This window comes from Falsarthrobacter nasiphocae (assembly GCF_031456275.1).
GTDB lineage: Bacteria > Actinomycetota > Actinomycetes > Actinomycetales > Micrococcaceae > Falsarthrobacter > Falsarthrobacter nasiphocae.
Map to the genome: position 1 here is coordinate 1,090,771 of NZ_JAVDUI010000001.1, position 26,541 is coordinate 1,117,311.

20 protein-coding genes, 1 tRNA gene and 1 pseudogene are annotated in these 26,541 nt (G+C 69.8%); 14 read left to right on the forward strand and 8 right to left on the reverse strand.

The genetic code is table 11. From position 1 onward, the window contains the following. Positions 1-2: 2 nt before the first annotated feature. Positions 3-1,460: a lysine N(6)-hydroxylase/L-ornithine N(5)-oxygenase family protein gene (locus J2S35_RS04935; protein ID WP_309850473.1), complete on the forward strand. Its 1,458-nt coding sequence runs from the start codon at positions 3-5 to the stop codon at positions 1,458-1,460. A gap of 5 nt (positions 1,461-1,465) precedes the next feature. After that, the gene (locus J2S35_RS04940; RefSeq protein ID WP_309853046.1) at positions 1,466-4,162 is read left to right on the forward strand and encodes a GNAT family N-acetyltransferase; all 2,697 of its coding nucleotides are present in this window, start codon (positions 1,466-1,468) and stop codon (positions 4,160-4,162) included. 108 nt (positions 4,163-4,270) lie between these two features. Here J2S35_RS04940 and J2S35_RS04945 read toward each other — a convergent pair whose 3' ends face one another. Next, positions 4,271-4,672, reverse strand: a complete 402-nt coding sequence (locus J2S35_RS04945; protein ID WP_309850476.1) for an SdpI family protein — start codon at positions 4,670-4,672, stop codon at positions 4,271-4,273. Positions 4,673-4,792: 120 nt separating this feature from the next. On the opposite strand from J2S35_RS04945, the pseudogene J2S35_RS04950 reads away from it, so the two are divergent. The 4 genes and pseudogenes from J2S35_RS04950 to J2S35_RS04965 form a co-directional block, all read left to right on the forward strand. Then, positions 4,793-4,978 (forward strand): annotated as a pseudogene (locus J2S35_RS04950) (NAD(P)-binding protein); the annotation flags it as partial. 300 nt (positions 4,979-5,278) lie between these two features. Next, the gene (locus J2S35_RS04955) at positions 5,279-6,349 is read left to right on the forward strand and encodes a phytoene desaturase family protein (RefSeq protein WP_309853138.1); all 1,071 of its coding nucleotides are present in this window, start codon (positions 5,279-5,281) and stop codon (positions 6,347-6,349) included. Between the two features lie 441 nt (positions 6,350-6,790). Continuing rightward, positions 6,791-7,162, forward strand: a complete 372-nt coding sequence (locus J2S35_RS04960) for a hypothetical protein (RefSeq protein WP_309850479.1) — start codon at positions 6,791-6,793, stop codon at positions 7,160-7,162. Positions 7,163-7,875: 713 nt separating this feature from the next. After that, positions 7,876-9,027: an IS1249 family transposase gene (locus J2S35_RS04965; protein ID WP_309850197.1), complete on the forward strand. Its 1,152-nt coding sequence runs from the start codon at positions 7,876-7,878 to the stop codon at positions 9,025-9,027. A 146-nt stretch (positions 9,028-9,173) separates the two neighbouring features. Here J2S35_RS04965 and J2S35_RS04970 read toward each other — a convergent pair. From J2S35_RS04970 to J2S35_RS04990, 5 genes are all read right to left on the reverse strand, one after another. Then, positions 9,174-9,257: transfer RNA gene (locus J2S35_RS04970), tRNA-Leu, on the reverse strand. 104 nt (positions 9,258-9,361) lie between these two features. Next, complete coding sequence (locus J2S35_RS04975) at positions 9,362-11,428, reverse strand: ABC transporter ATP-binding protein/permease (RefSeq protein ID WP_309850482.1); 2,067 nt, start codon at positions 11,426-11,428, stop codon at positions 9,362-9,364. Further along, entirely contained in the window at positions 11,425-12,636 is a 1,212-nt protein-coding gene (locus J2S35_RS04980) for an efflux RND transporter periplasmic adaptor subunit (RefSeq protein WP_309850484.1), read from the reverse strand. Before J2S35_RS04980 ends, J2S35_RS04975 begins: the two co-directional genes overlap by 4 nt. Positions 12,637-12,651: 15 nt before the next feature. Beyond that, positions 12,652-13,068, reverse strand: a complete 417-nt coding sequence (locus tag J2S35_RS04985; protein WP_309850487.1) for a hypothetical protein — start codon at positions 13,066-13,068, stop codon at positions 12,652-12,654. A 539-nt stretch (positions 13,069-13,607) separates the two neighbouring features. Next, complete coding sequence (locus tag J2S35_RS04990; RefSeq protein WP_309850490.1) at positions 13,608-14,486, reverse strand: hypothetical protein; 879 nt, start codon at positions 14,484-14,486, stop codon at positions 13,608-13,610. Positions 14,487-14,854: 368 nt separating this feature from the next. On the opposite strand from J2S35_RS04990, the gene J2S35_RS04995 reads away from it, so the two are divergent. The 8 genes from J2S35_RS04995 to J2S35_RS05030 are packed head-to-tail and all read left to right on the forward strand — an operon-like array spanning position 14,855 to position 24,030. Then, the gene (locus tag J2S35_RS04995; protein WP_309850493.1) at positions 14,855-15,838 is read left to right on the forward strand and encodes a DUF3662 and FHA domain-containing protein; all 984 of its coding nucleotides are present in this window, start codon (positions 14,855-14,857) and stop codon (positions 15,836-15,838) included. After that, positions 15,835-16,350: an FHA domain-containing protein FhaB/FipA gene (locus tag J2S35_RS05000; protein WP_309850497.1), complete on the forward strand. Its 516-nt coding sequence runs from the start codon at positions 15,835-15,837 to the stop codon at positions 16,348-16,350. Before J2S35_RS04995 ends, J2S35_RS05000 begins: the two co-directional genes overlap by 4 nt. Positions 16,351-16,353: 3 nt before the next feature. Beyond that, positions 16,354-17,904: a PP2C family protein-serine/threonine phosphatase gene (locus J2S35_RS05005; RefSeq protein ID WP_309850500.1), complete on the forward strand. Its 1,551-nt coding sequence runs from the start codon at positions 16,354-16,356 to the stop codon at positions 17,902-17,904. Between the two features lie 2 nt (positions 17,905-17,906). Then, the gene (locus J2S35_RS05010) at positions 17,907-19,316 is read left to right on the forward strand and encodes an FtsW/RodA/SpoVE family cell cycle protein (RefSeq protein ID WP_309850503.1); all 1,410 of its coding nucleotides are present in this window, start codon (positions 17,907-17,909) and stop codon (positions 19,314-19,316) included. Continuing rightward, complete coding sequence (locus J2S35_RS05015) at positions 19,313-20,755, forward strand: penicillin-binding transpeptidase domain-containing protein (RefSeq protein WP_309850504.1); 1,443 nt, start codon at positions 19,313-19,315, stop codon at positions 20,753-20,755. Before J2S35_RS05010 ends, J2S35_RS05015 begins: the two co-directional genes overlap by 4 nt. A gap of 5 nt (positions 20,756-20,760) precedes the next feature. Then, on the forward strand, positions 20,761-22,665 hold the full coding sequence (locus J2S35_RS05020; RefSeq protein WP_309850507.1) for a protein kinase domain-containing protein: 1,905 nt from the start codon (positions 20,761-20,763) through the stop codon (positions 22,663-22,665). Between the two features lie 12 nt (positions 22,666-22,677). Beyond that, the gene (locus J2S35_RS05025; protein WP_309850509.1) at positions 22,678-23,637 is read left to right on the forward strand and encodes a PASTA domain-containing protein; all 960 of its coding nucleotides are present in this window, start codon (positions 22,678-22,680) and stop codon (positions 23,635-23,637) included. A 60-nt stretch (positions 23,638-23,697) separates the two neighbouring features. Then, on the forward strand, positions 23,698-24,030 hold the full coding sequence (locus J2S35_RS05030) for a cell division protein CrgA (protein WP_309850512.1): 333 nt from the start codon (positions 23,698-23,700) through the stop codon (positions 24,028-24,030). 144 nt (positions 24,031-24,174) lie between these two features. Here J2S35_RS05030 and J2S35_RS05035 read toward each other — a convergent pair whose 3' ends face one another. Continuing rightward, a complete protein-coding gene (locus J2S35_RS05035) occupies positions 24,175-25,773 on the reverse strand; it encodes a 5-oxoprolinase subunit B/C family protein (RefSeq protein WP_309850514.1) in 1,599 nt (532 codons plus the stop codon). Continuing rightward, entirely contained in the window at positions 25,770-26,525 is a 756-nt protein-coding gene (locus J2S35_RS05040) for a LamB/YcsF family protein (protein ID WP_309850517.1), read from the reverse strand. Before J2S35_RS05040 ends, J2S35_RS05035 begins: the two co-directional genes overlap by 4 nt. Positions 26,526-26,541: the final 16 nt, after the last annotated feature.

Consider the following 26,541-nt stretch of genomic DNA (forward strand, 5'->3'; position numbering starts at 1 on the left):
CCATGACCCACGCGTCACAGACCCACGCACCGCAGTCCCTCGCACCGGAGGCCGGCATGCCCCAAGGCGTCCTCGACATCCTCGGCATCGGGGTCGGCCCCTTCAACCTCGGTCTGGCGGCCCTCGCCGAGCCGCTTCCGCTGACCACCCGGTTCGTAGACCGCGCCGACTCCTTCGACTGGCACCCCGGCATGATGCTCCACGGCACCCACCTCCAGGTGCCCTTCATGGCGGACTTCGTGACCCTCGCGGACCCCACGAGCCGCTTCAGCTTCCTCAACTTCCTCCGGGAGACGGGGCGGCTCTACCCGTTCTACATCCGGGAGAGCTTCTCCATTCTCCGCGCGGAATACACGGCGTACTGCCGGTGGGCCATCGAGCGCCTCGATTCGGTTCAGTTCGGCGTTGAGGCCCGGGAGATCGGGCACGACGGCGAGCACTACACCGCCCGGCTCGTCCACCGCGACGGCCGGGAGGAGACGGTGCGGGCGAAGCACATCAGCCTCGGAGTTGGGACGGAGCCGCATATTCCTGATGCGGCACATGGCCTTGTCCACGCGGGGACGGGGCACCATACGGCGGACTACCTTCCCTCGCGCGAGGCGATCCTCGCGGGGCAGGACGTCGTCGTCGTGGGCTCAGGGCAGTCCGCAGCGGAGGTCTTCCAGGACCTCCTCACGGCGCGCAAGTGGAGGCGGGGCGGCCGGCTGACGTGGGTCACGCGGTCGCCGAGGTTCTTCCCGCTCGAGTACACCAAGCTCACGCTCGAGATGACGAGCCCGGAGTACATTGACCACTTCCGGCGCCTGCCGCAGGGTGAACGGGACGCGCTTGTCGCCTCGCAGCACAACCTCTACAAGGGGATCAACGGGGACCTCATCAACGCGATCTACGACGAGCTGTACGCCCAGAGCGTGGACCTCTCCCGGCAAGAGCTCGACGACGGGGCGCTCGGGGTTGAACTCATGACGAACTGCGAGCTGGTCTCGGCGGACGTCGCCGGAGAGGCCGGAACGCCCGGTGACGAGGGGGCCAACGGGGCCAACGGGGCCAACGGGGCCAACGGGGCCAACGGGGCCAACGGGGCCACGTTGCGCTTCCGGCACACCGAGACGGGAGAGCTCGGCGAGATCCGGGCGGACGCCGTGGTTCTCGCCACCGGGTACCGTGCGCGCGGCACGGACTTCCTCGCAGGCGTCGAGGATCGGATCACGCGGCTGCCGGACGGCCGGTTCGACGTCGACCGCGAGTACGGCGTGTCCCGCGAGCCCGGCGAGGTATTTGTCCACAACGCCGAGCTGCACACGCACGGATTCACCGCACCGGACCTGGGGATGGGCGCATACAGGAGCTCGGTCATTCTGCGGCGGATCCTCGCGGAACAGGGCAGGCCCGCGCCATACCCCGTGCCCGAGCGCATCGGGTTCCAGACCTTCGGCGTGGCGGGAGGTGCGCGGTGAACACGATGAATCCCACCCCGCAGCCCGCCACCCAGTCCTATGCCGCCCTCTCCCCCACCGCCGGGCCCGCGTTCCGGCTGCGCCCCGTGGACCCAGCCGCCGACGCCCCGATCCTGCACCGCTGGTTCACGGAGCCGCGCGGACGCTTCTGGGGCATGGGGTCGGCGAGCGTCGCGGACGTTCGGGCCGAGTACGAGCGCCTCGCCGCCCGCCCGGGCCACGACTGCCTCCTCGGCCTGGACTCGGCCACGGGCGAACCGGCGTTCCTCGCCGAGATCTATGACCCCGCCACCTCGCCGCTCGCGGGCCTGCCCGAGCTGCGGCGCGGCGACGTCGGCATGCACCTCTTCCTCGCCCCGCCCTCCGCGGAACCGATCCCCGGCTACTCCCTTGCGGCCATGCGGCGCGTCCTCGCCGAGTGCTTCGGGCGCTACGGGGCCCGGCGCGTGGTCGTCGAGCCCGACGTCCGCAACGAGGCCGTCCACCGGCTCAACGCACGGGCCGGATTCCGGGTTCTCCGCGAGGCCGAGCTCAACGAGGGCCCCGGCCAGCCGCCCAAGCGCGCGCTCCTCAGCACGGTGGAGCGATGGACGTTCCGCCCCGTCGGCTCTCACCTCCGCCCCGAGATCTTCGAGCAGGCTGAGCGGCGGCTCACCGCCAAGCTGCTCGCGGAGTTCGCGCATGAGCGCCTCATCCTGCCGGAGCTCGTGGATGACGACGACGCGGCCGCCGCGCCCAGCCCCGCGGCGTGCGGGGGCAAGGCCCCGGCGAATGTCACCGCGGCCGAGCCTGCCATCCCTTCCGCGAGCGCCGCCGAACCGACCGGCCCCGCTCCCCGCACGCCCGCCCCGCGCCGGTACGGGATCACGTTGGATGACGGCTCGCGCGTTCTCTTCACCGCCACCCGCCACCTCCTGGAGCACTGGGTGGTGGAGCCGCGCAGCATCGTCGTCGTCCGCTCCGACACCCCCACCCCGCACCCAACTCCCACCCCCGGCGCGACCCCAGCCCAAGCCCCCAGCCCAAGCCCGTTCCGCGGCGAGTTTGAACCCAAAACCAGCCGGAAAACGTGCGAGACCCGCCCCGGAACCGAAGCGGAAGAAGGGGAAGCCGGGGAAGCGAGAGCGGAGGCCCCGAATACGGGGCGGATCGTCCTGGGGCTGCGCTCCCGCCTGCCGCTGACGGACGAGCTCACCCCGCTGTACCTGGAGGAGATTCAGGCGACCCTGGCCTCGATCGCCGCGAAGATCCAGCACGTGGGGCCCAGCTCGGAGCAGCTGGCGGAGGGCACGGACGCGTTCGGGCGGAGGCTCGGGCGGGCCGAGGCCTTCCAGCAGGTCGAGTCAGCCATGACGGAGGGGCACCCGTGCTTCATCGCCAACAGCGGCCGGCATGGGATGGGCGCGCGGGACCTCGCGGCGTGGGCGCCCGAGTCCGGGGAGGATATCCGGCTCGTGTGGCTGGCGGTCTCCCGCCGGAACGCGCATTTCTCCTGCGTTCCCGGGTTTGAGTACGAGGCCCTTCGCGCCTCGCAGTTCTCCGCCCGGGAGCTCGAGGCGTTCGATTCCCGCCTCCGCGAGCGCGGCCTGGACCCGGAGCAGTACGTCCTCCTCCCGGCGCACCCATGGCAGGCGGATCACAAGATCCTCCAGTCCTTCGCGGCGGAGGTCGCGGCTGGGGACATCGTCATTCTCGGGGAAAGCGAGGATCTGTTCCGGCCCCAGCAGTCCCTCCGGACCTTCTTCAACGTTTCGGCCCCCGAAAGGTTCTATGCAAAAACGGCCCTCTCTGTGGTCAACATGGGATTCATGCGGGGCCTGTCCGCCGAATACATGCGGGACACCCCGGCCATCAACGAGTGGCTCGCAGGCCTCTTCGCCGGGGACGCGGAGCTGGGCCGCACCCGAGTAGGCCTGATCCGCGAGGTCTGCGCCGTGGGGTACCGCTCTCCGCTCTACACGGAGGCGTCCGTCAAGGGCTCGCCGTACCGGAAGATGCTGTCCGGGCTGTGGCGGGAGTCCCCCGTGGCACAGACGGGCGAGGGCCAGGAGCTCGCCACCATGGCCTCCCTCCTCCACCGCGATGCCCAGGGCGTTTCCTTCGTGTCCCGGCTCATCGCACGCTCGGGCGTCGGGGCGCAGGCGTGGCTCGCGGCCTACCTCGAGGCATACCTCGTCCCCGTGGTCCACTGCCTCGCCGCGCACCGTCTCGCGTTTATGCCTCACGGGGAAAATGTCATCCTCTGCCTACGGGGCGGCCTCGTGGAGCGCGTTTTCATGAAGGACATCGGCGAGGAGATCGCGGTCCTCACGCCCCCGGACGGCGACTCGGCCAGCCCGCCCACCCCCGAGCTCCCCGAGGGCGTGGACCGCATCTACGCCCCGACGCCCTCCTCGGACGTGTGCCTCAGCGTCTTCACCGATGTCTTCGACTGCTTCTTCCGCTTCCTCGCGCCAATCCTCGCCGAGGACGGCCTTCTCGCTGAGGACGGGTTCTGGGCAGAGGTCCGGCGGGTGCTCGCCGCGTACGAGGCGCGGCACCCGGGCTCGGAGTGGCTCGGCCTCTTCGCGCCTGAGTTCGAGCTGTCCTGCCTCAACCGCCTCCAGCTGCGCAACACCCGGCACATGCTGGATCTTGAGGACCAGAACGGCGGTCTCGCCAAGGCGGGGATGCTGCGGAACCCGGTGGCACGGGGCCGCTAGCGCCTCCCTCCCTCCCGTTCCGGGGCGCCCTCATCCTCCCGTTCCGGGGCGGTTTTCGCACGTTTTTGGGCCTCCAAACGTGCCAAAATCGCCGTGGAACGGGGGGATTCAGGAGGACGACGACGAGGGCCGCCCTCCCGGGCCACCGCCCGCAAGAGGGCGCGCCGCCGCGTTGGCCTTCACCGCCGAGATGATCGCGGCGGCCAGGATGGCGGCATAGCCTGCGAGGGAGATGACCAGCGCGGGCGTGCTGGCGCGGGCAATGATGAGGACGGCCGCCGCCACAACAGCCAGCACGAGGCCCCCTGCTCCCCCAAGTTTGAGGACGGGTGCCCCGGCGATGTGCCCGGCGTACCAGGCGGCGTCGTTCGCCTTCGTGGCGCGGGTCCGGATGCCCACCGCGCCATTGGGCGGCAGGGTGCCCGCCTTGGCGGCCCCTGCCACCGAGAGAAAGACCGCCGAGACAAGGACCAGCCCAACCACGTTGACGGCTACTCCGCCGATGTCCATGCTGCTCCCGTTTCTGCGTGGTTCGTGAATCTGGCAGCAGGGCCTCGTCATAATGGTCCTCCGCAGCACCACACGTGACTCGTGGCCGATGCCGCCCGTCGTGGTGCCATACTAAGTCGCATGAGCCCCTCTGCGCGGAGTGTGACGCCGGCACGCGTTGACGCGAGCGCCGTTGTTGTGGGCTCGGGTCCCAACGGGCTGGCCGCCGCGATCACCCTGGCCAGGGCGGGTGTCACCGCGCGGGTGCTTGAAGCCGCGGCGACACCAGGCGGCGGGATGCGCTCTTTCCGCAATGAGCGTTTCGGCACCCTCCACGACCAATGCTCCGCTGTGCACCCATTGGCCCTCATCTCGCCGTTTTTCCGAAGCATCGGCCTCGCCCGGAACGTCGAATTCGTGAGGCCGCCGCGCCCCTGGGCCCACGGGCATTCCCCCGCGCGGCCCGAACCCGGGCCGCCGGGCACTGACGAACCCACGCCCCCGCCGTCTCACGCCCACGGGCCAGCTCCCGCCCCGCCTCTCACCCACGAGTCCCCTCCACACCGGCGCCGTCCTGACCCACTCACCCGATTCGCCGCGTCCCTCGCCGGCGTCGGCGCCCACGCAATGCTCCCGCCGCACACCCCGCTCGCACTGGGAACCGCGGCGCTGCTCGGCGGGACCGGCCTCCTCGCGGGGTGGCCCATCCCGCGCGGTGGCTCGCAGGCCATCGTGGACTTCCTCGTCCGCACCCTCGAATCGCTCGGTGGCACCATCGAGTGCAACCGCCGAGTGGACCCCGGGGCGCTCCCGCCGGAGATCCTCTCTGCCGACCTCGTCTTGTGGGACACCGATGCCACCACGGCACATCTCGCCGCCCGCCCCGACACCCCCGCGCCTCCGCGGAGATACGGCCCCGGCGCCGCGAAGGCCGATTTCGTCACGAACGCCCCCATCCCGTGGTCCGACCCCGCCATGCGCCAGGCCGGCACCGTCCACTTGGGCGGCACATGGTCCGACGTTTCGGCCGCCGAACGAGCCATCAATTCCGGCCGCCCCGCCGAGCACCCCGTAGTCCTCGTTTCACAGCCCTCACTCTTCGACTCATCCCGCGCCCCAGCGGGCCTCCATACCGTCTGGGCATACGCGCACGTCCCCTTCGGCTCGCGCGAGAATCCCGCGGAGATCATCACGCGAGAGATCGAGCGTTTCGCGCCGGGCTTTTCGGCAACCGTCCTTGACGTGCGGACGACGACGGCTGAGCAGCTCAGCGAATACAACCTCAACTACGTCGGCGGCGATATCGCTACGGGCGCCACGCGGGGCCTTCAAATGCTCACCGGGGGTTCCCTGCGCAAGGCGAGGGCCGGGGAGTCGACCGGGGCAGCCTCGCTCGGTCCAGCCGGCGGACCGGGCCTCGACCGCGGTTTGCGCAAGTCCTGGCGCTCAGTCCTTTCCTCCAGCACGCGGTTGAGGCTGCCGGTTCACTCGCTCCTGTCCTGGCCTGCCCGGTTCGCCGCCTCCCCGTGGACGCTGCCCAGGCCGGGCTGGTACCTCTGCTCGGCGGCCACGCCGCCCGGGCCAGGCGTGCACGGGATGGCCGGCTACATCGCGGCCCGTCTGGCCCTCCAAACCATGGACCAGCCCGCTCCGTCATCCCTGAGGCGCGCCTACCAGGCCATGACCCCTTGCCCCTAGCGGTGAAATACCGCCCGTTGGGAAGGGCCCACGCCAAGTCGTTATCCACAGGGCGGCGATGTCCTTGGCCCCGACGGCACGCCGCTCACTGCGACCGCTGCGCACTCGATGAGGCCCGCCAAGAACCGCGTAATCATGCCAAAATAGGAGGGCGCCACCCCTTGCCCAGCTGTACTACACTAGGGACTGCAACGCGTCGGCGGGCGGGACTTATCCACAGGCGGGCGCGCTGAAGAGGGGATGATGATGAGTACGATTCTTGTAGAAAGCGCAACCACTCGAACCGTTGGTGATCGAATCCGGGCCACGCTAGCATCCGTCGGCCTTTCGCGAGACGAACTAGAGAAACTCAACGACAAGGACGAGCTGACGCTTGACCAGCTTCGCGCCCTGGAGCGCGTCCGCAGGTTTGAGTTCCTGTTGCACGAGTGACCTTTTCACGTGTCAGCACTCGCAGACTCCGCTAGAAGCTTCGCGGAGGAGCTAAACACAACTCTCTCCGCCGTCTTCGGGGAGTCGGAACCGCTTCTCGAAATGTTCTACGTCGAGGGCAAAGGACGTGCGATCATTCAACCCGTGAGCGATTCCGGGGGCATCCCACTGAGGGTAAAGGGCGAACACGTTCTCGACCTTGAACTTTCCTATGAGCTGGAAATGGGCCGAAGAAGCGGATTCTTGAAAGTCATGAAGAGTCGTTTCCTCATTCGAGCGGAGGGGGAATCGTCCCCGGTCGCTTCATTTGACTTCGATGAGGGATATTCAGAAGATCTGCCGTCGGCACATATCAACCTGCACACGGAAAGCACGGGTTAGCGGCCAAAAAGTGTGTGTGGCAGGGGCCTGCTTCCCAGTTGGCAGTAGGGCTATACGCCCGTTAACTTACTCTGCAACCATGATGAATGCCCCTTCCCGCGAATCGGCCCCGTTGTGGTGTATGCGCCAAGCCCCTGATCAAGAACGGCGCGGCGCGATGGATTCGCCCGTGCCCGCCGGTTAGGTCAGCCGTGTGGATGAGCACCTCGCCTGCTGGCCTGTGGTGGGTCTCCGCTCGTTCCGGGCTTTCGGGGCGTGCTCCTCACATGCGCCCGGAGCTCGCCCCACGTGTTCCGGGCTTTCGCGAGGGGTTCTCCTTGTCGCCCCGGGAATCATGCGGATGTTGGCCGTGTGCAAGCGCTTCGGGGTGTTAAAGCCGGGATGGAGTGGACACGCTGCTGGCGTCCGCCCAGGTTCACGGAGACGATCCTGGAAGCAGTGGCACGTGCCCTGGTGTACAGGTGCGGGTCGGGCGTGAAGGAGTGGCACCTGGCTTAGCTCGCGGGGCGGGGCCACCTTCCCGCATCGAGTGACCAGGCAAGCTGAGCGGGTCAGGATGGCCATGACACGCCCGAGAAAAACACACTTTTTGGCCGCTAACCCCGCTAACCCGCAATCCTGGGTTAGCGGCCAAAAAGTGTGTGTGGCAGGGGCCTGCTTCCCAGTCGGCAGTAGGGCTATACGCCCGTTGACTTACTCTGCAAGCATGATGAATGCCCCTTCCCGCGAATCGGCCCCGTTGTGGTGTATGCGCCCAGCCCCTGATCAAGAACGGCACGACCAGCGCAGGACGCCCGCGCTACCGATGCTCATCCTGCGGAGCGTCCACCACCCCAGCCCGCCGGGATGACCTGACACGGGCCCACCAGATCCACCGCTTCGAGGACTGGCTCCTTGGACGTACGACCCAGGGCGAGCACGGGCCCGCTCGCACATTCCGCCGCCAACATGCCTGGTGCTGGAACGTGGCCCCGGAACCAGTACTGACCGGGGAAGTCCACCGGGTGCTGATGCTGGATGGGACGTACTTCAACACCTGGTGCGCGCTCGTGGCCTACACCGGTGAGCATGTCGTGGCGTGGCAGTTCTGCGACCGGGAGAAGCGCGCGTCCTGGGCCGCGCTGCTGGAGATGATCCCGGCCCCGGAGATCGTCATCGTCGACGGGAACGCCGCGGCTCTGACCGTGATCGGCGAGCTGTGGCCCGCCACCCGGGTTCAACGGTGTCTCTTTCATCTGCTTCACCGGGTGGATGAGCATCTCACTCGTCGGCCCGTGCTACAGGCAGGGCGGCAACTGCGGTCGCTGGCCCGGGCGTTGCCGAAGGTCTCCTCCCTGGACCAGGCGGCCTCGTGGGAGGCTTCGTTGGCCGCGTGGCATGGGGCCTGGCGGGCGCTTCTGACGGAGCGCACGTACGCCCGTGCTGGCCTGGTGAGGCCCTCGAGCGTGCCTGTGAGCGCGGCGTGGTGGTACACGCATCAGCGTCTTCGGCGGGCGTATTTCACCCTGGAACGCGTTCGCAAAGCCGGGCATCTCTTCACCTGGTTGGAACAAGCCAGGCCCGGGGAAGTGCTGCCGCGTACGACAAGCCCGCTCGAGGGTGGGGTCAATGCCGGGCTCAAGGAACTCTTCCGACTGCATCGCGGGATCCCCAGGCACCGGGCCCCCGTGGCGGCGGCCTGGTATTTCCGGTCCTTGAGCGTGGACACTCGACCAGCAAGCGAGCTCATCCGCCCTGAGCACTACCAGGCCCGGGAGGACACCATCGCGGGGGTCGAGGACGTGATCGGGCCCGAGCTGTGGGGCACCGGGTTCAGCTGGGAGGACGGGAACGGAACCCAGCGAGGGTGGGCAGGACGGCCATGACACGCCCGAGAAAAACACACTTTTTGGCCGCTAACCCGCAATCCTCGAGTCCCAATCCCCACCCGCAAACGAAAAAATCCCGGCCACCACAGTGACCGGGAGAGTTTCGAGCGCAGAACCGAAAAGTTTCGATCTGCACCCATCTGTGCGCGAAGGGGGACTTGAACCCCCACGCCCTTGCGGGCACTGGCACCTGAAGCCAGCGCGTCTACCAATTCCGCCATTCGCGCGTGCATCTGCGCACCGCAGGCGCGCACATAGCTAGATCATTCTAGCGCATGCGGGGCCCGGCCGCGAAATCGCCGTGAGGTCCGGGCCCCGCTCCACCCCGGTCTCACCCCTGCTGGAGGCTCTCCACCGGCTGCACGCGGGATGCCCTCACGGCGGGCACAATCCCCGCGCAAGTCCCCACGAGGAGGCCGGCGCCGAGCCCAAGCAGGACCGTCGTCGCCCCGAGAACCGGCGTCCACCCGTGGAACGCCGCCACGAGGAACAGCGCGTTGACGGAGAACAGGATGCCAATGACGGAGCCGCCCAGCGCGGTCAGCACCGCCTCCCAGCAGAACTGCGCGCCGATGGCGCGCGGCGGCGCCCCCAGGGCCATGCGGATGCCAATCTCCCGCCGCCGCTCCATGACGGCCACGATGAACGTGTTCATGATGCCAATACCCGCAATGAACAGCGTCAGGGCGGACATCCCCACGAGCAGAATCTGCTGCTGCTGGTCCACGGCCTGCCTGAGGCTCTTGATCTCGGGCGGGGTGGCTGCGGAGAGCGTTTCGGGCCGCGCGGGGTCAAGCGCCAGGGGCAGTTGGGAGGCGACGACGTCGGCCGCCCCGGGCCGGACCACCACGACAACGCTGGCCGGCCCGGTACTCTCCCCACCCGAATCCGCCAGGGGCACGCCGATGGGCAGATAGACATCGGCGTGGCGCCCGCGCCCGTCGCCGAAGTCCTTGGCCACGCCGATGACGCTCACCTGCTGATCCCCGACGGTCAGCACCATCCCGGGCTCCCACTGCCGCTTCAGGCGATTGAGGAGGACCTCGGTCACCACCGCCACGTGGTCGCCGCGGCGAACGTGCCCCTCATCGAAGAGGCGGCCCTGTTCGGCCACCACGCCGAGGGCCTCAAGACCCTCCGGCCCCACGCCGTCCACGGGAACGGGTTCGGCCGGAGCTCCGGAGCCTCGGGCCAGGAAGACGTCCCTGCCTTCGGTGAGGCGGTGGACCGTGCCGCCGGCCCGGACCCCGTCGATGCTCCGGTAGCGGCTTGCGGCCACGTGGTCGCGCCATGCCTTCGCCTGAGCGGCAGTGAGTTTCTCGGGCTGGCCGGCGGCCATGCGCATGACCTCGACGCGGTCGGCCTTGTAGGCGTCAAACGCACTGGAGATCTGCGCTCCGGCGGTCTCCGCGAATCCCACAGAGAGCACGAGCGCCGAGACGCCGAGCGCCACACCGAGGAGGGTGTAGAGGTTGCGCCGGAGCCGGCCCGCGAACGCGTTCCAGGCCTGCGTCCAGGCCACCCATCCCCACCGCGCGCCCCGTCTGCGCCCTAGCTCTTCGGTCGGCGCACCTGCGTCGGCACTTGCATACGCCGCCGCCTCGTCACCAGGCCGAGTCTTGGCCTCACGCTCCCCACCCCCGCCGAGCGCTGCCTGTTCCTCGACGATCTGCCCGTCGAGCACCCGCAGCACGCGGTCACACTTGGCCGCCACGGACTCGTCGTGGGTGACGATCACCGTGACGGAGTCCTCCCGGGTCACATCCCGGAGCAGGTCGATGACCTCGACGCTGCGCGCGCTGTCGAGAGAGCCGGTCGGCTCGTCGCAGAGGAGGACATCCGGCCGGGTCACGAGCGCGCGGGCGATGGCCACGCGCTGCTTCTCGCCGCCGGAGAGCGTCGCGGGAAACGCGGCGGAGCGGTGCTCGAGCCCAAGTTCCGCGAGCGCGTCTTCGACCCTCCGCTTGCGCTCCTCGCGGGACCGCCGCGCGTGGATGAGCGGCAGCTCCACGTTCTCGAACACGGTCTTGTGCTCAATGAGGTGAAACGCCTGGAAGACGTGAGAGACGTGGGCCAGCCGGGCCGCGGACCTGCGCCCCGGCCCGAGCCTGTCCATGCGCTGGCCCCGGATCTCAAGCTCGCCCTCGTCCGGCGCGAGGAGCAGCCCCAGCATGTTGAGCAGCGTGGACTTCCCGGACCCGGACGCGCCGAGCAGCGCCACCATCTCACCGGGGTACAGCGTCAGGTCGACGGCGTTGACCACGGTCTGCTCGTCCCCCGCCGGCCCGAAGGCCTTGATCAGCCCGCGCGCCTCCAGGATCGGACCAACCCCTGGGCGCCCCTCTTGCCGGGCACGCCGCGCGAGGCCCCCGGCCGCGAGCGCCGTTGAACCGCTCACCGGCCGGCTCCGCCCTCGCCCCGCCGCTCAGCATCCTCCACCAGCACCGCGTCACCGGCGGCCAGCTTCTGCCCCGCGGCGGGCGTGATCACGGTCCGCCCCCCCAGCGCAAGCCCCGGCGTCACCTCAACATCCCTCACGGCCGCGTTCTGGTCCGAGGGGTCCCCCTGCACCACGCGCACGAGCGTCTTCCCGTCCTTGGTCCACAGCGCGCTCGCCGGCACAATCAGCGAGTCCTTGGGCCCCGCGTTGACCACCACGTTGAGGTTGGCGCGGGTCTCCTTCTCCTTGGCGTCCCTGGACACGACTGCCACAAGAGCTCCCTTGTCCGAGCTCTCCTGCCCCGCGCCCTGCGCACCGGGCTTCGTCCCGGCGGGTCCGCCCTCCGCACCGTGTCCGCCTGGCGCGCCGGGTGCTCCTGCGGCGGCCGCGTCGTCGCCCGTGACCTTCCGTTCAACGCCCACCGTCACCTTCTTCCCGGGAGAGGTGGACAGCGTGGCCTTCTGCCCTGCCTCAACCCCGTGCGGCAGCTGCCCGTCTCCGCCCACGCAGAGCCAGCGCTTCTCCCCAATGCCCAGGCTGAGGAGCGGCTTTTGCGCGGGGCCGGGTTCCGCCTGCGCGGTCAGGACAGTGCCCCCTTCTTCGGGGACGACGACGAACAGCCCGGCGGGAGCGCCGTCGGCGACGTCAATCGTGGGGTATCCGAGGTCCCGCAGCAGGAGGGCCAGGGCCTCCATCACGGGCTTGCCCGCGGCCGTCCCCCGCTCGTAGCCGGTCACCGCGAGGTAGCCGAGGCCGGCCAGGGCGCTCCGAAGCTGGTCCACGTCAGGCCCGGCCGTCTTGGGCGTGATGTCCCGGTAGAAGGGGAAGGAACCCGCGAGCGCGACGACGGGCTGCCCCTGGACCTCCGCCAGCCCCTTGCCCGAGCGCACTGTGGTGCCCTGCTTGACGAAGACCCGGGTGACGATCTTCTCCTCGCCCTTGAGCTCCACCGGCAGCTGCCGGAGGTAGCCCGCCGTGCACGTCAGGTTGACCGAGTCCTCGAGGAGGCCCTTCTCCACGGGGGCGGTGAGCCGGGACCGTTGGGGCGCCTCTGCCTGGGCGCGCCGCTGCTCTGGGGACTGGACGGACTGGGCCGTGAACCACGTGCCCACGGTGAGCGCGGCAACGAGGATGACCCCAATGAGGACCTTGACTGCTTTCTTCATGCCAGGAGCTCGTTCTTACTTGATCTTGGCGGCGTTCTGCTCGCCGCGCCGCTTGATCTCGCCCAGGGCCGCAAGCTCTTTCTCGTGCTCCTCCAGGAAGGGCGTGAGAACCGCGGCGATCTCCACCTTGAGCCGCTCCTCGAACTTCACCTGCCCACGGCACTCGGCATCCTTGACAGCCGTCTCCTTGTCAGGGGACTTGCGAACATTGAGGGCCTCGTGCTCGAGAAGATCCGGAGACTCCGCGTTGATGCCCTTGCCCTTCATGCACACGGCCCACTCCTCGACGAGCTTCCTGTACTGCTGCGTGTCCCTGGCGCTCTGTACGGGCTGCAACAGCGCGTTCTCGATGAGGCCCGTGACACGCATCCCGTCCTCCACTGATCCATAGACGGCCTCGTAGCTTTTGGCCAGGCACCCATTCTTGAACACACTCCCCCGGCCTCCGAGCAGCCTGGCGGACACAGTCCCCCCAGACTCATCACCGCGGAACGAGGGGGCCTGCCCTCCAGCTGCAGCACTCTCAGCCGACAAGCCCTGTTTTTTCGCATAGCCTGCCGAACGGGCGCCATCTACGGTGAGCGGGGTCAATTGGGCGAGGGAGCGCACACTCACCGATCTTTCGTTGACAGGTGGGGCGACCTCGCCTGCCTCCCGCACACACGCCGCGATGAACCGGTGCCGTGCGGCTTCGGCGGTCTCGTTGGGTTTCAAGAGGGCCTCAGCCTTCTCGTAGGCCTGGGGCGCAGGAGTCGCCGCCCGGTTGACCTTGCCAGGCTCACTCTGCCCAGAGCCCGAATCACTGGACGCCTGACCGCATCCCGCCAGCGCCACGAGCGCCGCCATGAGCACTGCAGCAGCGCGTGTCTTCCTCGCCATTCTGTTTCCTCTCATCTCGGCAGGATGCCGTTGAACAACGTGGCGGGGAGCCCCCGCCTGCACTCGGGGCGCCCGTTCAGGCGCCGTCACGCCTACTTGACTGTGGCGGCGATCCTCTCGCCGCGCCGCTTGATGTCCTCGACGGCTGCCAGCTCGCTCTCGTTCTCCTCCAGGAACGGGGTCAGCACGGCCGCCATCTCCTCCTTGAGCCGCTCTTCGAACTTCACCTGCACACGGCACTCCGCGTCCTTGACGGCCATCTCCTTGTGGGCCGACTTGAGCACGTGGATGGCCTCGTGCTCGAGGCGCTGAGGGGACTCCGCCTCCACACCCTTGCCCTTCATGCAGGCGACCCACTCGGAGGAGAGCACCTCGTACTGGTCCGTGTGGAGCGCGAGCTGGACCGCGCCCTGCACGCGCATGTGCGGCCCCTCGTGCGCCGCCAGCCCGTCTTCAATGGAGCCGTAGACCGCCTCGTAGCTCTTTGCCAGACAGCCGTTCTTGAAGAGGGACCCTGGGGCGCCGACCAGCGCGGCGGTGACCGGCCCAGCGGACTCGTCACCGAAGTAGGCGCGCGCCTGGGCGTCGCTCACCGGCTTCTCCCCAGTGCCCTGCACCGCTCGCGTGTAGCCCCGCTCCCTCGCATCGTCCAGGGAGAGGGGAACGAGCTCAATGAGGGACCGCAGGCTCTGGGCCGGGACAGGCGTGGACATGGGCGCCTGTCCGGCCTCCCGCATGCAGCCCACGATGAACCGCTGGCGCGCGGCCTCGGCAATCGCATTGGGCTTCATGAGGGCCTCGGCCTTCTCATACGCCTGGGGCGCAGGGGTCGCGGCCCGCTTCACCTGCCCGGGCTCGCTCCGCCCCGGAGCGCTCCGCCCCGAGCCCGAATCACTGGACGCCTGACCGCATCCCGCCAGCGCCAGGAGCGCCGCCATGAGCGCGGCCGCACTGCGTGTTCTCTTGCCCAAGGACTCAATCCTCTCCCTCGTCAGCCATGCGCCACACAGCACGCATGCGCCCCGCGGACCTCGCGGCACGCGGCGGGCCCCGCCCCTGGGTGCCAATGCGGGGGCCTCGAGGGGGTGGGATTCGAGGCCCCCGCGACTCCTAGGAAGGGGCAGGAGTAGATCAAACATACAACGTTCGTTCAATCAAGGTCAACGGTCTTTCCGCCCTCGTCCTTCAGGCCCAGATCCAGCCCTGGACCAGGCATTCCTCAGCACCAGTCAGTAGTATCGGCAGTGGACGCGGCAGCCGCGCTCGCTCTATTGCCCTATGCTGCGGCCGGAGGGCCCAGCCCGTGCCCGCCTGAGCGCGAACGATGAAAGGAGGTCCCATGGGACTGCTCGACAACCTGGAGCGCAGGATCGAGAAGGCCGTCCGCAAGCCGTTTGCCGGCCGCGGAGGGGACCTTCAGCCCGTGGAGCTCGCCAGCGCGCTGCGCAACGCGGTTGACCGGCGGATCGTCTCCCGCAAGAACCGGACCATCTCCCCCAACACGGCCGCCTTCCGCTTCGGCGCCGAGGCCTATGAGAAGGCCCGCGAGTGGGGCAGCCCCCTCGCCGAGGAGCTCTGCGACGTCCTCATCCGCCACGCGCGCACGCAGGGGTACACGCTCCCCTCGGATGTTCAGGTCACCTTCCTACGGGATGAGTCCCTGCCTCCGCATGAGTTTGAGGTTGACCCGGCCTTCATTGACGACGACGGCACCGAGCTCTTCGCCACCGAGGCCCCGCCGTCGCGGCGCCACTCGCAGCGCGGCTCCTCCCCGCAGGACGGGTTCGAGGAAGACTACGCCCCGTCGTCGCCCTCTGAGTCCGCAGCCGAGCAGGCGCACGCGCCGCAGCAGAGCGCCGCACCTGCCCACGCCGCGCCCCACGCCCCCAGCCAGCACAGCGCGCCCGGCCGGCAGGGCTCGCCCGCGACGTCCCGCCCCACCGCGGCCCGGCTCCTGGAGCCCGAGCCGCCGGCACTCCTCGGGATCATCGGCGTGGAGGGCCAGCGCTATGCGATCGAGGGCGCCTCGGTCATCCTCGGCCGCTCGCACACCGCAGACATCACCGTGGCGGATGACGGCGTGTCCCGCCGCCACCTTGAGATCTTCGTCCGGGACGGCGGGTACTGGGCCCGGGACCTGGGCTCCACCAACGGAACGCACCTCAACGGATTCCCGCTGGAGCAGGAGACGGAGCTGACGGACGGGTCCCTCCTGACCATGGCGGCCACGCGCGTGAGCTTCCGCCTGGCGCCGCGCGAGGCCTACCCCAATCAGCAGCCCAGCAGCCGCTTCTCCCCGGACTCGTTGGAGGCCTCCCCGTGAGCGAACTGACCATCACCGCGATCCGCTTCGCCTTCCTCATCCTCCTGTGGGTGTTCGTGGCCATGGTGGTGGGTTCGCTGCGCCGAGATCTCGGCGTTCAGGGCCCGCGGCGCACGGGCTCGGTCCCGGCGGCGCGCCAGTCCGCACGGGCCGTCGCGCCCGCAGCCGCCGCCCCGGCCCCGGCCCGCACCGCGCCGCAGAGCGGGCAGACGCCGCGGGTGCGCCCGTCGAAGCTCGTCGTGACGGAGGGCCCGCAGTCCGGCACCGTGCTGGATCTCGCGGACTCGCCAGTCCTGCTGGGCCGCGCCCAGGAGGCCACGCTCGTCCTTGCGGACGACTACGCCTCGGGCCGCCACGCGCGCCTCTTCCCCCAGGGGAGCCGCTGGTTCATTGAGGACCTGGGGTCCACCAACGGGACGTTCGTCGGATCCGAGCCGCTGGTTCGGGCCGTCCCCGTCGAGCCGGGCGCGCCCCTGCGCATCGGCAAGACCGTCTTCGAGCTGAGGAATTAGCCTTTGCAGCTTGTCTTTGACTTCGCGGCCCGGACCGATGTGGGACAGGTCCGGCAGAAAAACGACGACTCCGCCTACGCGGGCCGCCGTCTCGCCGTCCTGGGCGACGGCATGGGCGGGCACGCCGGCGGCAACGTCGCGTCTGCCACGGCCGTGCTGGGCCTCGCGCCCCTGGACCGGCCCGGCCTGGAGGACGCCGCGCTGTCCCTCGCGGACGAGATCCAGAACGCCAATCTCCTCATGAACGAGATCGTCAAGACGAACCCCGAGCTCTCCGGCATGGGCACCACCCTGACGGCCCTGCTCATCGACGGGGACCGCCTGCAGTTCGCCCACATCGGGGACTCGCGGGCCTACCGCCTCCGGGACGGCGTCTTCGAGCAGGTGAGCCTGGACCACACGTTCGTCCAGCGACTCGTGGACGAGGGCCGCCTCCTCCCCGAGCAGGCCAAGACCCACCCCCACCGCAACGTGATCGCCCGCGTCCTCGGGGACTCTGACGCGTCCCCCGAGGTGGACCTCGCCACGCTGGACATCCACGTGGGCGAGCGCTGGCTCCTCTGCTCGGACGGCCTGACGGACGTCGTGTCCCTCGAGGAGATCGAGGAGGTCGTCCGCTCCACCGAGGATCTCGACGCCATCACGGACATCCTTGTGCGGCGCACCCTCGAGGGAGGTGCGCCTGACAACGTGACGGTCGCCGTCGTCGACGTCCGGGAGGAGGGCACCGAGAAGCCTCACCCCTCCGCTCCCGTGACCCGCCCGTCCCCCGCGCCCTCCGAGGCCGCCGCGGATGCGCCGAGCGCCGCCCTCCTGCGGCAGGACCTTGAGCGCCGCCCCCACGTCCTCGTGGGCGCCGCCGCGCTGGCCACGGAGACGGGGCAGCTGCCCGTCGTCACCGCGCACACGGCTGAGAGTCGCGCTCTCGCGGCCGACGACGCGCCTGCGGCCACGGACGAGCCCGCGGACTCCGAGAAGCACCTCGGGGCGGACGAGGACCACCCGGAGGCGGGCTCAGCGCGCAAGCGCGAGCGCAACCGCCCGTGGATGCTCCCCGCCGTCCTGGGCGTCCTCGTGCTCCTCGTGGCGCTCGTCGGCACCCTGGGCTACATGTGGACCCAGACCCGCTACTACGTGGGCGAGGACAACGGGAAGGTCGCCGTCTACAACGGCGTCTCCCAGCGCCTGGGACCTGTGCGCCTCTCTCACGTGCAGGAGACGTCCTCGATTGACGTGGCCGTGCTGCCCGAGAACGCGCGGCAGAACGTCTCCCGCTCCATCCCCGCGAACGACTTGGCCCACGCCGAGTCCATCGTGGAGAGCCTGCGCTCAATGGCACGCGCGCACAACTGCTTCCCCGCCGTCACCGCCCCGGGCGGAAAGGGCTCCCCCAGCCCCTCCGCGAGCGCCTCCCCCAGTGGGAAGGCCACGCCGAGCCCTTCGGCGTCCGCGAGCCCGAAGCCGTCCGCCAAGCCCTCGACCAGCGCCTCGACCGGCTCCGCGCCCGGCCCCTCTGTGGCACCGGGCCCCACAACGACGATCTGCGGAGACTGACGATGGACTACACGAGCACACCTCGCCCTCGCCGCAACCTCGAGCTGGGGCTTTTGATCATGGCCTGGATCCTGGGGATCGGGGCCTACTGGTCCGTGGACATGGTCATGCTGGACACGCTGAGCCCGGACTTCGCGGTGCGCCAGGCGGTCTTCGTGGCGCTGCCGCTGATCTTCCATGTCGTCCTGCGCGTGCGCGCCAAGTACGCGGACCCCTACATCCTGCCGATCGCGACCCTCCTCAACGGCCTGGGCCTCGCGATGATCCACCGGCTCGACCTGCCCTTTGACGGGCGGGACGACGCCGGCCGCCAGCTCACCTGGATGGCGGTGTCCGTGGTGGCGGCGATCGCCCTCGTCGTCGTGCTCAAGGATGCCCGGCGCCTGCAGAAGTTCACGTACATCTGCCTGTTCGCCTCGCTTGTCCTCCTGGCCCTGCCGCTGCTGCCGGAGCCGATCGGCGTGCCGATCAACGGCGCGCGACTGTGGATCAACGTCGGGTTCGGCACGTTCCAGCCGGGTGAGGTCGCGAAGATCACCCTGGCCATCTTCTTCGCGGGCTACCTCTCCACGAACCGTGACCTGATCCTCCTGGCCGGTCGCCGCGTGGGGCCGCTCCAGTTCCCACGCTTCCGCGACATGTGGCCCATGCTCGCGGCGTGGTTCATCTCGATCGGCGTGCTCCTCACGCAGAATGACCTCGGCTCGTCCATCCTCTTCTTCGGCCTGTTCATGGCGATGATCTACATCGCCACGGGGCGCATCTCGTGGATCGTCATCGGCCTGGGCCTCGTGGCGGTGGGCGCCGTGCTCGCGTACACGTTCTTCTCCCACGTGACGCGCCGGATCAACGCGTGGCTTTACGCGTTCCAGCCGGAGTTCTACAACGCGCAGGGCGGCTCGCAGCAGATCGTCCAGGGCCTCTTCGGCTTCGCGAACGGCGGCCTGTTCGGCAAGGGCCTCGGGCAGGGGCGTCCGGACATCGTCACCTACGCCAACTCGGACATGATCCTCACGGCCTTCGGCGAGGAGCTGGGGCTGATCGGCACGATGGCCATCGTCATGCTCGTTGTCCTGCTCGTCACACGCGGCATGCGCGCGGCTCTCGGCACAAAGGACGGCTTCGGCAAGCTTCTCGCGGCGGGCCTCTCCTTCGTTGTGGCTCTCCAGTTCTTCACCATCGCGGGCGGCGTGACGCGCCTCCTCCCGCTGACGGGCCTGACGACGCCGTTCATGGCCGCCGGTGGCTCGTCCCTGCTCGCGAACTGGCTCATCGTCGCCCTCCTCCTTCTCATCTCCGAGAACGCGCGGCGGCCGCTCATCACGGGGCCCATGACTGACGAGGACCGGGACGCCCGCCGCAAGCGGCGCTTCTGGCCCTCATCCCAGGACCAGGAGGCTGATGCCGCATGAACCAGGCCATTCGCAACACGTGGATCGCCGCGATCCTCCTCTTCACGCTCATCCTCGGCTCCCTGACTGTGGTCCAGTTCGTAGCGGCCGGCAGCCTCCAGGCGAACCAGTGGAACTCGCGGACGATCCTGGCCCAGTTCTCCCGGGACCGCGGCCAGATCACGGCCGACGGCGTGACGCTCGCGGCCTCTGTCCCGAGCGATGACGACTGGAAGTTCCAGCGGCAGTACCCGGGCGGCGCCATGTACGCCAACCTCACGGGCTTCTACTCGCTCCAGCTCGGGTCCTCGCAGCTCGAGGACGCCCTCAACGAGGAGCTGACCGGCACGGGGGACTCGCAGTTCTACGCGAAGATCTCCCAGATGCTCTCGGGCTCGGAGCCGGCCGGCAACTCTGTTGAGCTGACGATCGACCCGCAGCTGCAGAAGGTCGCCTATGACTCTCTGCCGAACGACAAGAAGGCCGTGGCCATCGTCTCGGACCCCAAGACGGGCGCGATCCTCGCCATGGCCGCGAAGCCGAGCTACGACCCGAACCAGCTCGCGGTCCACAGCGGCAGCGCCGTGGCGAGCAACCTGAAGGCCCTCGACGGCGTCCCGGGCCTGTCCGTCTACACCAACCCGGCCACCGAGGACCTCCTGGCACCGGGCTCTGTCTTCAAGATCGTGGACACCGCCGCCGCCCTCGAGTCCGGCAAGTACACGAAGGATCAGAAGCTGGACAACCCGTCCCGCCTTCTCCTTCCCGGCACGACCACCTACCTGCCGAACTACCAGCTCGGGGCCTGCAACTCTGAGAGCCGCCCGTCCTTCTCATGGATCCTGGCGCACTCGTGCAACACTCCCTACGCCCAGATCGCCTTGGACCTCGGTCAGGACACCATCGCCAAGAAGGCGGAGGCGTTCGGTTTCGGCAGCTCCCTGTCCATCCCCACGCGGGTCACGGCGAGCCAGTTCCCCTCAGACATGTCCAAGGACCAGCTGGCCCTGTCCGCGATCGGACAGTTCAACGTCAAGACGACGCCGCTTCAGGTCAACATGCTCGCCATGGCCATCGCGAACGGCGGCGAGATCATGAACCCGCAGCTCGTCAAGACCGTTCGGCAGCCGGATCTCAGCGTCAAGAGCCAGTTCAAGCCGTCCGTCTTCAAGCGGGCCACGACTGACTCCGTGGCCGCGGACATCCGGGACATGATGCTGGAGACCACGAGGTCGGGAACCGCCACCAACGCGGCCATCCCAGGGGTCTCGATCGCCTCGAAGACAGGCACGGCGGAGATCGCCAACAACCTCACGAACTCTTGGTACACGGGGTTCGCCCCGGCGGAAGACCCCAAGGTGGCGGTGACCGTCGTGGTCGCAGGCACTGACACGAACTCAGGCAACTACGCCGTGACGACGGCGGCACGAAACATCTACGAGGCGGTGTTGAACAAGTGAGACCCATGAAGGGAAACACGGTCGGCGGCAATCGGTACGAGCTCACCGAGCGCATCGCCATCGGCGGCATGGGCGAGGTCTGGAAGGCCACCGACTCGATCCTTGGCCGGAGCGTGGCCATCAAGATCCTCAAGGAGGAGTACACCGGCGACACGGCCTTCCTGCAGCGATTCCGCGCCGAGGCCCGCCACACCGCGCTCCTCAGCCACCCGGCCATCGCCAACGTCTTCGACTACGGCGAGGAGGACGGCTCCGGCTTCCTCGTCATGGAGCTCGTGCCCGGCAAGCCGCTCTCCTCCGTCATCGAGACGGAGAAGGTCCTCGACGCGGACCGGACGCTGAGCATCATCTCGCAGACGGCGAAGGCCCTGGCGACGGCGCATGACGCGGGGCTCGTCCACCGAGACGTCAAGCCCGGCAACATCCTCTGCATGCCGGACGGGCGGGTCAAGATCACGGACTTCGGCATCGCCCGCCTCGCGGACCAGGTCCCGTTGACGGCCACGGGCCAGGTCATGGGCACGGCCCAGTACCTCGCCCCGGAGCAGGCCACGGGCCAGCAGGCCTCGGGCTCGAGTGACATCTATGCGCTCGGCATCATCGGCTACGAGCTCCTCGCCGGGCACCGGCCCTTCACGGGCGAGTCCCAGATCCAGATCGCCCTCGCGCAGGTGCAGGATCAGCCCGCCCCGCTGCCCGAGTCCGTGCCGGCGCCCGTGCGCGGCCTCATCATGTCCATGCTGGAGAAGAACGCAACCGACCGCCCCGGCAACGCCCACCTCCTCGCCGAGGCCGCCGACGCGCTCCTCGAGGGGCGCGTGGAGGACGCCGTTCGCGCGGTCCCCGGCGTGGGCCGCTTCCTCAACGGACCGGACACCACCCCGACGGGCCAGGTCACGCGCACGCTCGCCTCCTCCCCCGGCCGCCGCGCCGCAGAGGACGGCCACCCCCGCACCTCGGCCCTCCCCGCGCTCGGGGCAGGCGCAGCCGTCGGTGCCGCTGTGGGCTCCTCCGCCGCCTCCCACGGCCCCTTGGGCCTGGCCGACGACGACGAGTACTCGTCCGCCGCCGGCGCCCGCCGCGCCGTCGAGAACTCCTACATGGACGACTCGACTGACTCGCACGGTCCCGTCCCGCCCCGGGGGCAGGGGAGCCGCCCGCCGCGCCGCCGGTCCCGCCTGACGTTCCCGCTCATCACGCTCATCATCCTCATCGGGCTCGTCATCGCGGCCGGCCTCACCGCCGGGCGCCTCCAGGGGTGGCTTGAGCCCAAGCCGGAGGCCACACCGAGCCCCTCGGCAAGCACCGCCACCCCCACGAAGACGCCGTCCGCCACTCCTACGAGCATCAGCGTCGACCCCAAGAGCTACGTGGGGCGCAACTACGAGAAGGTCCGGGACGAGCTCATCAAGCTCGGTCTCACGGTCAACCTGGTGCCGGAACCGAGCGACTCGATGGACTCCGGCCTCGTCACCGACGTGAACCCCTCCGGCCAGCTGGACAAGGGCTCCTCGGTCTCCGTCACGTACTCCACCGGCCCGGCCAAGGTGACCGTCCCGAGCGGGCTTGTGGGCCGCTCGGAGTCCTCGGCGGTCTCCGCCATAGAGGCGGCGGGACTCGCCGCCGAGAAGGGTGGCGAGGAGAGCTCGGACTCCGTTCCCAAGGGTGCGGTCATCCGCGTCACGCCGGGCGAAGGAACAAGCGTGGACAAGGGCTCGACCGTCTCCTACGTGATCTCCTCGGGCCCCAAGCGCACGCAGACGCCCACCCCCACTCCCTCGGACTCGGCGTCCCCGACCCCGAGCTCCACCCCCAGCTCCACCCCGTCCTCCGCGAGCGCCACTCCCTCCGGGACCGAAACGGACACCCCCTCGGCGTCCGCCACCGCGTCGCGCAGCGGGGGCCTCTGACCGGAGCCCGCCATGACGTCGCACGGCAAGAACGTCCCCGACCCCGTCGAGGCGCCTCTCGAGGACCTGCTCTCCGGGGCCAGCGCGGGTGACGCACGGGCGGGCGGTTCCGGGGCGGGCGGTCCGGCGTCCGTGCCGGGCGGGGGTGCGGACGACGCCGGGGCCGCCGCGCGCAAGCGCCGCCTCTCCCGGCGGGCCGTCATGACGCTCGTGGGCGCCGCGGGGGTCGCGGCCGTTGCCGCCAGCGTGGGTGCCCTCCGAGGCGCCGCCCCCGGGCCGGCTGAGCCCATGACGGAGACGGTTCCCCCCGTTGCGGGCAGCACGCTCGAGGAAGCCCAGGCGGCGCTCCGCCGGGCCGGGCTCAAGTACCGAACCAAGGAATCGCCCTCCGACTCCCCGCGCGGCTCCGTCCTCGGCACGGAGCCCGAGGCCGGCAAGCCCGCCGACCGCGGCGCGGCCGTGCGGATCCTCGTCTCCAGCGGCCCGAGCCACGCCAAGGTCCCGGACCGTCTCGATGGCCTGGACGAGGCCGAGGCGCGTCGCCGTCTGGAGGACCTCGGCTTCACCGTGACCACCTCTCAGCAGAACTCGGCGAAGGTCTCGGAGAACAAGGTCATGAGCGTCACCCCCCAGCCCGGCACGGATGTGGCCGTCGGCACGGAGGTGGTCCTGACCGTCTCCTCGGGTCGCGTGACGATGCCGTCCCTCGTGGGCCTCAAGCGTGCAGACGCCATCAGACGGCTCGAGGCGGACGACCTCCGCCTTCCCTATGAGATCCGCTACGCCTTCACGCGCGGACGCTCCTTCGGCACCGTGACGGAGCAGTCGGAGAAGGCCCACGCGTCCATCCCGGCCGGCACCAAGATCCGTCTCACCATCACCCTGGACCCTCGCAGGACGCGGCCGACGACGGCGCCAGCCCCGTCGTCGTCCCCCTCCTCCTCGAAGAGCCCTGAGCCGAAGCGGACGTAGACTGGACTGGACCCGACCAGGCCCGGAGACCCAGGCCCCGACCCCGACCCCGAGGAAGCGATGTCCACGAAGCGCTCACGCTCCAAGAGCTCGTCCGCACCCGCCGGGAAGTCCACCCGGACCCTCCGCAAGGACATCGACGAGATGCCTGCGGCGTTCCAGGACCGGCCCATCCCCGTGTCCTCGAGCAAGACCGCGCCCAAAGCCAGCACCCCCCTGCCGACCTGGTACAAAGTTCTCATGTTCGGGCTCATGGTCGTGGGCCTGCTGTGGGTTGTGGCGTTCTACATCATGCAGGCGAACGGCCCCGTGGCGGCATGGGGCCAGGGCAACATCGCGGCCGGCTTCGGGCTGATCCTCGTGGGCTTCATCATGATGATGCGCTGGCGCTGACCCGGCATCGACAGGGCACAGAAAAGCGGGCGGCACGTGGGTGCCGCCCGCTTTCGCGTTCCCGCCTCGTGGCCGGCCGGGGTCAGCAGAGAGATCTGCAGGGTCCCGGCCGGCCAGAGGCAGCGGGTGACGAGCCCGCCGGCGTCAGTCGACGACGGCGAAGCGCACCGTGGCGCCGGGCGGGAGCTGTCCGGCGATCCACAGGTCCTCGTCGATGACCGCGCCGAGGACGGGGTAGCCGCCCGTCACCGGGTGATCCTGGAGGAAGAGGACGGGCAGGCCGTCCTTGGGGATCTGGAGGGCGCCGGCCACGGTGCCCTCGGAGGCGAGCTCGCCCTCGGCGGCGCGCTCCAGGGCCGGGCCCGTGAAGCGGACGCCGACTCGGCTGGACTTCTGGGTGACCTCGTACTCGCCGGCGAGGAACGCCGCAAGGGACTCGTCCGTGAACCAGTCCTGGCGGGGACCGAGGGTGATGCGCAGGGTCGTCGCCTCGCCGCCGGCAGCCGGGAGGCCCTCGACGGGCGAGCCCGCGTCGCCCACGAAGGACTTCGGGGCCGGCGGGAGGACCGCAAGGCGGGTGCCCTCGACGAGGCGCTCGGGGCCCACGCCCGAGAGCGTGTCCGTGGAGCGGCTGCCGACGATCTCCGCGACATCGAACCCGCCACGGACCGCGAGGTAGCTGCGCAGGCCCGCCTCGGGGGCGCCCACGTGCAGCCGGTCCCCCTGCTTGAGCTGAAGCGGCGCCTCGGTCACGGCGCGGCGCGTGCGACCGTCCGGGGTGGTGATCTTGATCGGCACGAGCGCGCCGGTCACGGCAACGACCTGGTCCGTGCGCGCCGCCAGACGGAACGTGCCGCCGATGAACTCCACGCAAGCGGCGCCCGGCTCGTTGCCCACGAGCTGATTGGCGCGGCGCAGCCCCCAGCGGTCAACAGCGCCGGAGCGAGTGACGCCGATCCGGGCGAGGCCCGGGCGTCCAAGGTCCTGGATGGTGGCGAAGACGCCCGGGTCCCGGATCTCCAGGTGCCGCGCGGAGCGAATGAAGCTCGGAAGCTTGATGGGCGGTATGGAGACCTGCTCGCGGATCGCCTTGAACTGCACACGGTCCCCTGGCTGGATGAGCGCGGGGGCCTCCTTGGTCACGTCCCACAGGCGGGCCTTCGTGCGGCCGATCAGCTGCCAGCCGCCCGGGCTTGAGCGCGGGTAGACCGCCGAGAAGCCGTCCGCGAGCGCCACGGATCCCGCGGGAACCTCGGTGCGGGGCGAGTCGAGGCGTGGCACCGTGAGGCGCTGATCCTCGCTCGTGAGGTACGCGAAGCCGGGGGCGAACCCGCCGAAGGCGGCGGTCCACTCCGTGCCCGTGTGGGCCTCGATGACGGCGTCCCGGGCGGCGGTCGGATCCTCGGTGAGGCCTGCGAGGCGCGCCACGGCGGCGATGTCCTCGCCGTTGTAGACCGTCTCGACGACGACGAGCTTGCCCTCGCTCGCCTCCCGGAGGACGACGGCGCGGCTCATGACGTCATCGATGGCCGCCTGGAGCTTCTCCGCGGCGTCCACCTCGACGAGGAGGGTGCGGGCCGCGGCGACGAGCTCCACCATGCCCTCGACGGGGCGCTCCGCGAGGTTCGCCTGGGCGGTCACCACGGACTCGAGGTCCGCGAACTCGAAGAGGACGGCCCGGCGGGAGGAGCGGCGGTACCCAGTGGGGCCCGTGGGGGTGCTGCTGGTGGGGTCCTGGGTCATGCGAAGCTCCTGATGGTGATGCCCTCGGCCTCGAGGGTCCGCTTGACGTCGGCGGCCATGGCCACCGCGCCCGGGGAGTCCCCGTGGACGCAGATGCTGTGGGCGGTGACCGGGATGATCGTGCCGTCGATCGCCTTGATCTCGCCGTTGGCGATCCGCGTGACGTGCTCCGGGATCTGCTCCTCGGTGAGGACGGCCCCGGGCTCGCGGCGGGAGACGAGGCTGCCGTCCGGCATGTAGGCGCGGTCCGCGAACGCCTCGTGCGCCACGCGCAGGCCGGCCTCCTCTGCGAGGCGGCCCGCCACGGAGCCGGGCAGGGTCAGGAGCGTCAGGCTCTGGTCCACTGCGGCAATCGCGGAGACGACGGCGGCGGCTTGCGCCTCGTGATGCACGATCGTGTTGTACAGGGCGCCGTGGGGCTTGACGTAGGCCACCCGTCCGCCCGCCACAGAGGCCATCGCCTGGAGGGCGCCGATCTGGTAGATGACGTCCGCGGTGAGCTCCGCGGGGGAGGCGTCAAGGAAGCGCCGCCCGAAGCCGGCCAGGTCACGGTACGCGGGGTGGGCGCCAATGGTGACCCCCCGCTCCACGGCGGTCTTGCAGGTGGCAAGCATGACGGACGGGTCCCCTGCGTGGAAGCCGCAGGCGGCATTGATGCTGGAGACGGACTCCATGACGGCCGAGTCGTCCCCGAGGGTCCACCGTCCGAAGGACTCTCCAACGTCGCTGTTGAGATCGATTGCGTGGCTCATACTTCTGAGGGTAGTC

What these genes read in the sequence shown, in the direction of transcription:
- J2S35_RS05020 (WP_309850507.1), top strand. Translation starts at nt 20,761, where the DNA reads ATGAAGGGAAACACGGTCGGCGGCAATCGGTACGAGCTCACCGAGCGC.
- J2S35_RS04940 (WP_309853046.1), top strand. Translation starts at nt 1,466, where the DNA reads ATGAATCCCACCCCGCAGCCCGCCACCCAGTCCTATGCCGCCCTCTCC.
- J2S35_RS04965 (WP_309850197.1), top strand. Translation starts at nt 7,876, where the DNA reads ATGCCCCTTCCCGCGAATCGGCCCCGTTGTGGTGTATGCGCCCAGCCC.
- J2S35_RS04945 (WP_309850476.1), bottom strand. Translation starts at nt 4,672, where the DNA reads ATGGACATCGGCGGAGTAGCCGTCAACGTGGTTGGGCTGGTCCTTGTC.
- J2S35_RS05040 (WP_309850517.1), bottom strand. Translation starts at nt 26,525, where the DNA reads ATGAGCCACGCAATCGATCTCAACAGCGACGTTGGAGAGTCCTTCGGA.
- J2S35_RS04955 (WP_309853138.1), top strand. Translation starts at nt 5,279, where the DNA reads ATGCTCCCGCCGCACACCCCGCTCGCACTGGGAACCGCGGCGCTGCTC.
- J2S35_RS05015 (WP_309850504.1), top strand. Translation starts at nt 19,313, where the DNA reads ATGAACCAGGCCATTCGCAACACGTGGATCGCCGCGATCCTCCTCTTC.
- J2S35_RS04935 (WP_309850473.1), top strand. Translation starts at nt 3, where the DNA reads ATGACCCACGCGTCACAGACCCACGCACCGCAGTCCCTCGCACCGGAG.
- J2S35_RS05025 (WP_309850509.1), top strand. Translation starts at nt 22,678, where the DNA reads ATGACGTCGCACGGCAAGAACGTCCCCGACCCCGTCGAGGCGCCTCTC.
- J2S35_RS05035 (WP_309850514.1), bottom strand. Translation starts at nt 25,773, where the DNA reads ATGACCCAGGACCCCACCAGCAGCACCCCCACGGGCCCCACTGGGTAC.
- J2S35_RS04995 (WP_309850493.1), top strand. Translation starts at nt 14,855, where the DNA reads ATGGGACTGCTCGACAACCTGGAGCGCAGGATCGAGAAGGCCGTCCGC.
- J2S35_RS04980 (WP_309850484.1), bottom strand. Translation starts at nt 12,636, where the DNA reads ATGAAGAAAGCAGTCAAGGTCCTCATTGGGGTCATCCTCGTTGCCGCG.
- J2S35_RS05010 (WP_309850503.1), top strand. Translation starts at nt 17,907, where the DNA reads ATGGACTACACGAGCACACCTCGCCCTCGCCGCAACCTCGAGCTGGGG.
- J2S35_RS05030 (WP_309850512.1), top strand. Translation starts at nt 23,698, where the DNA reads ATGTCCACGAAGCGCTCACGCTCCAAGAGCTCGTCCGCACCCGCCGGG.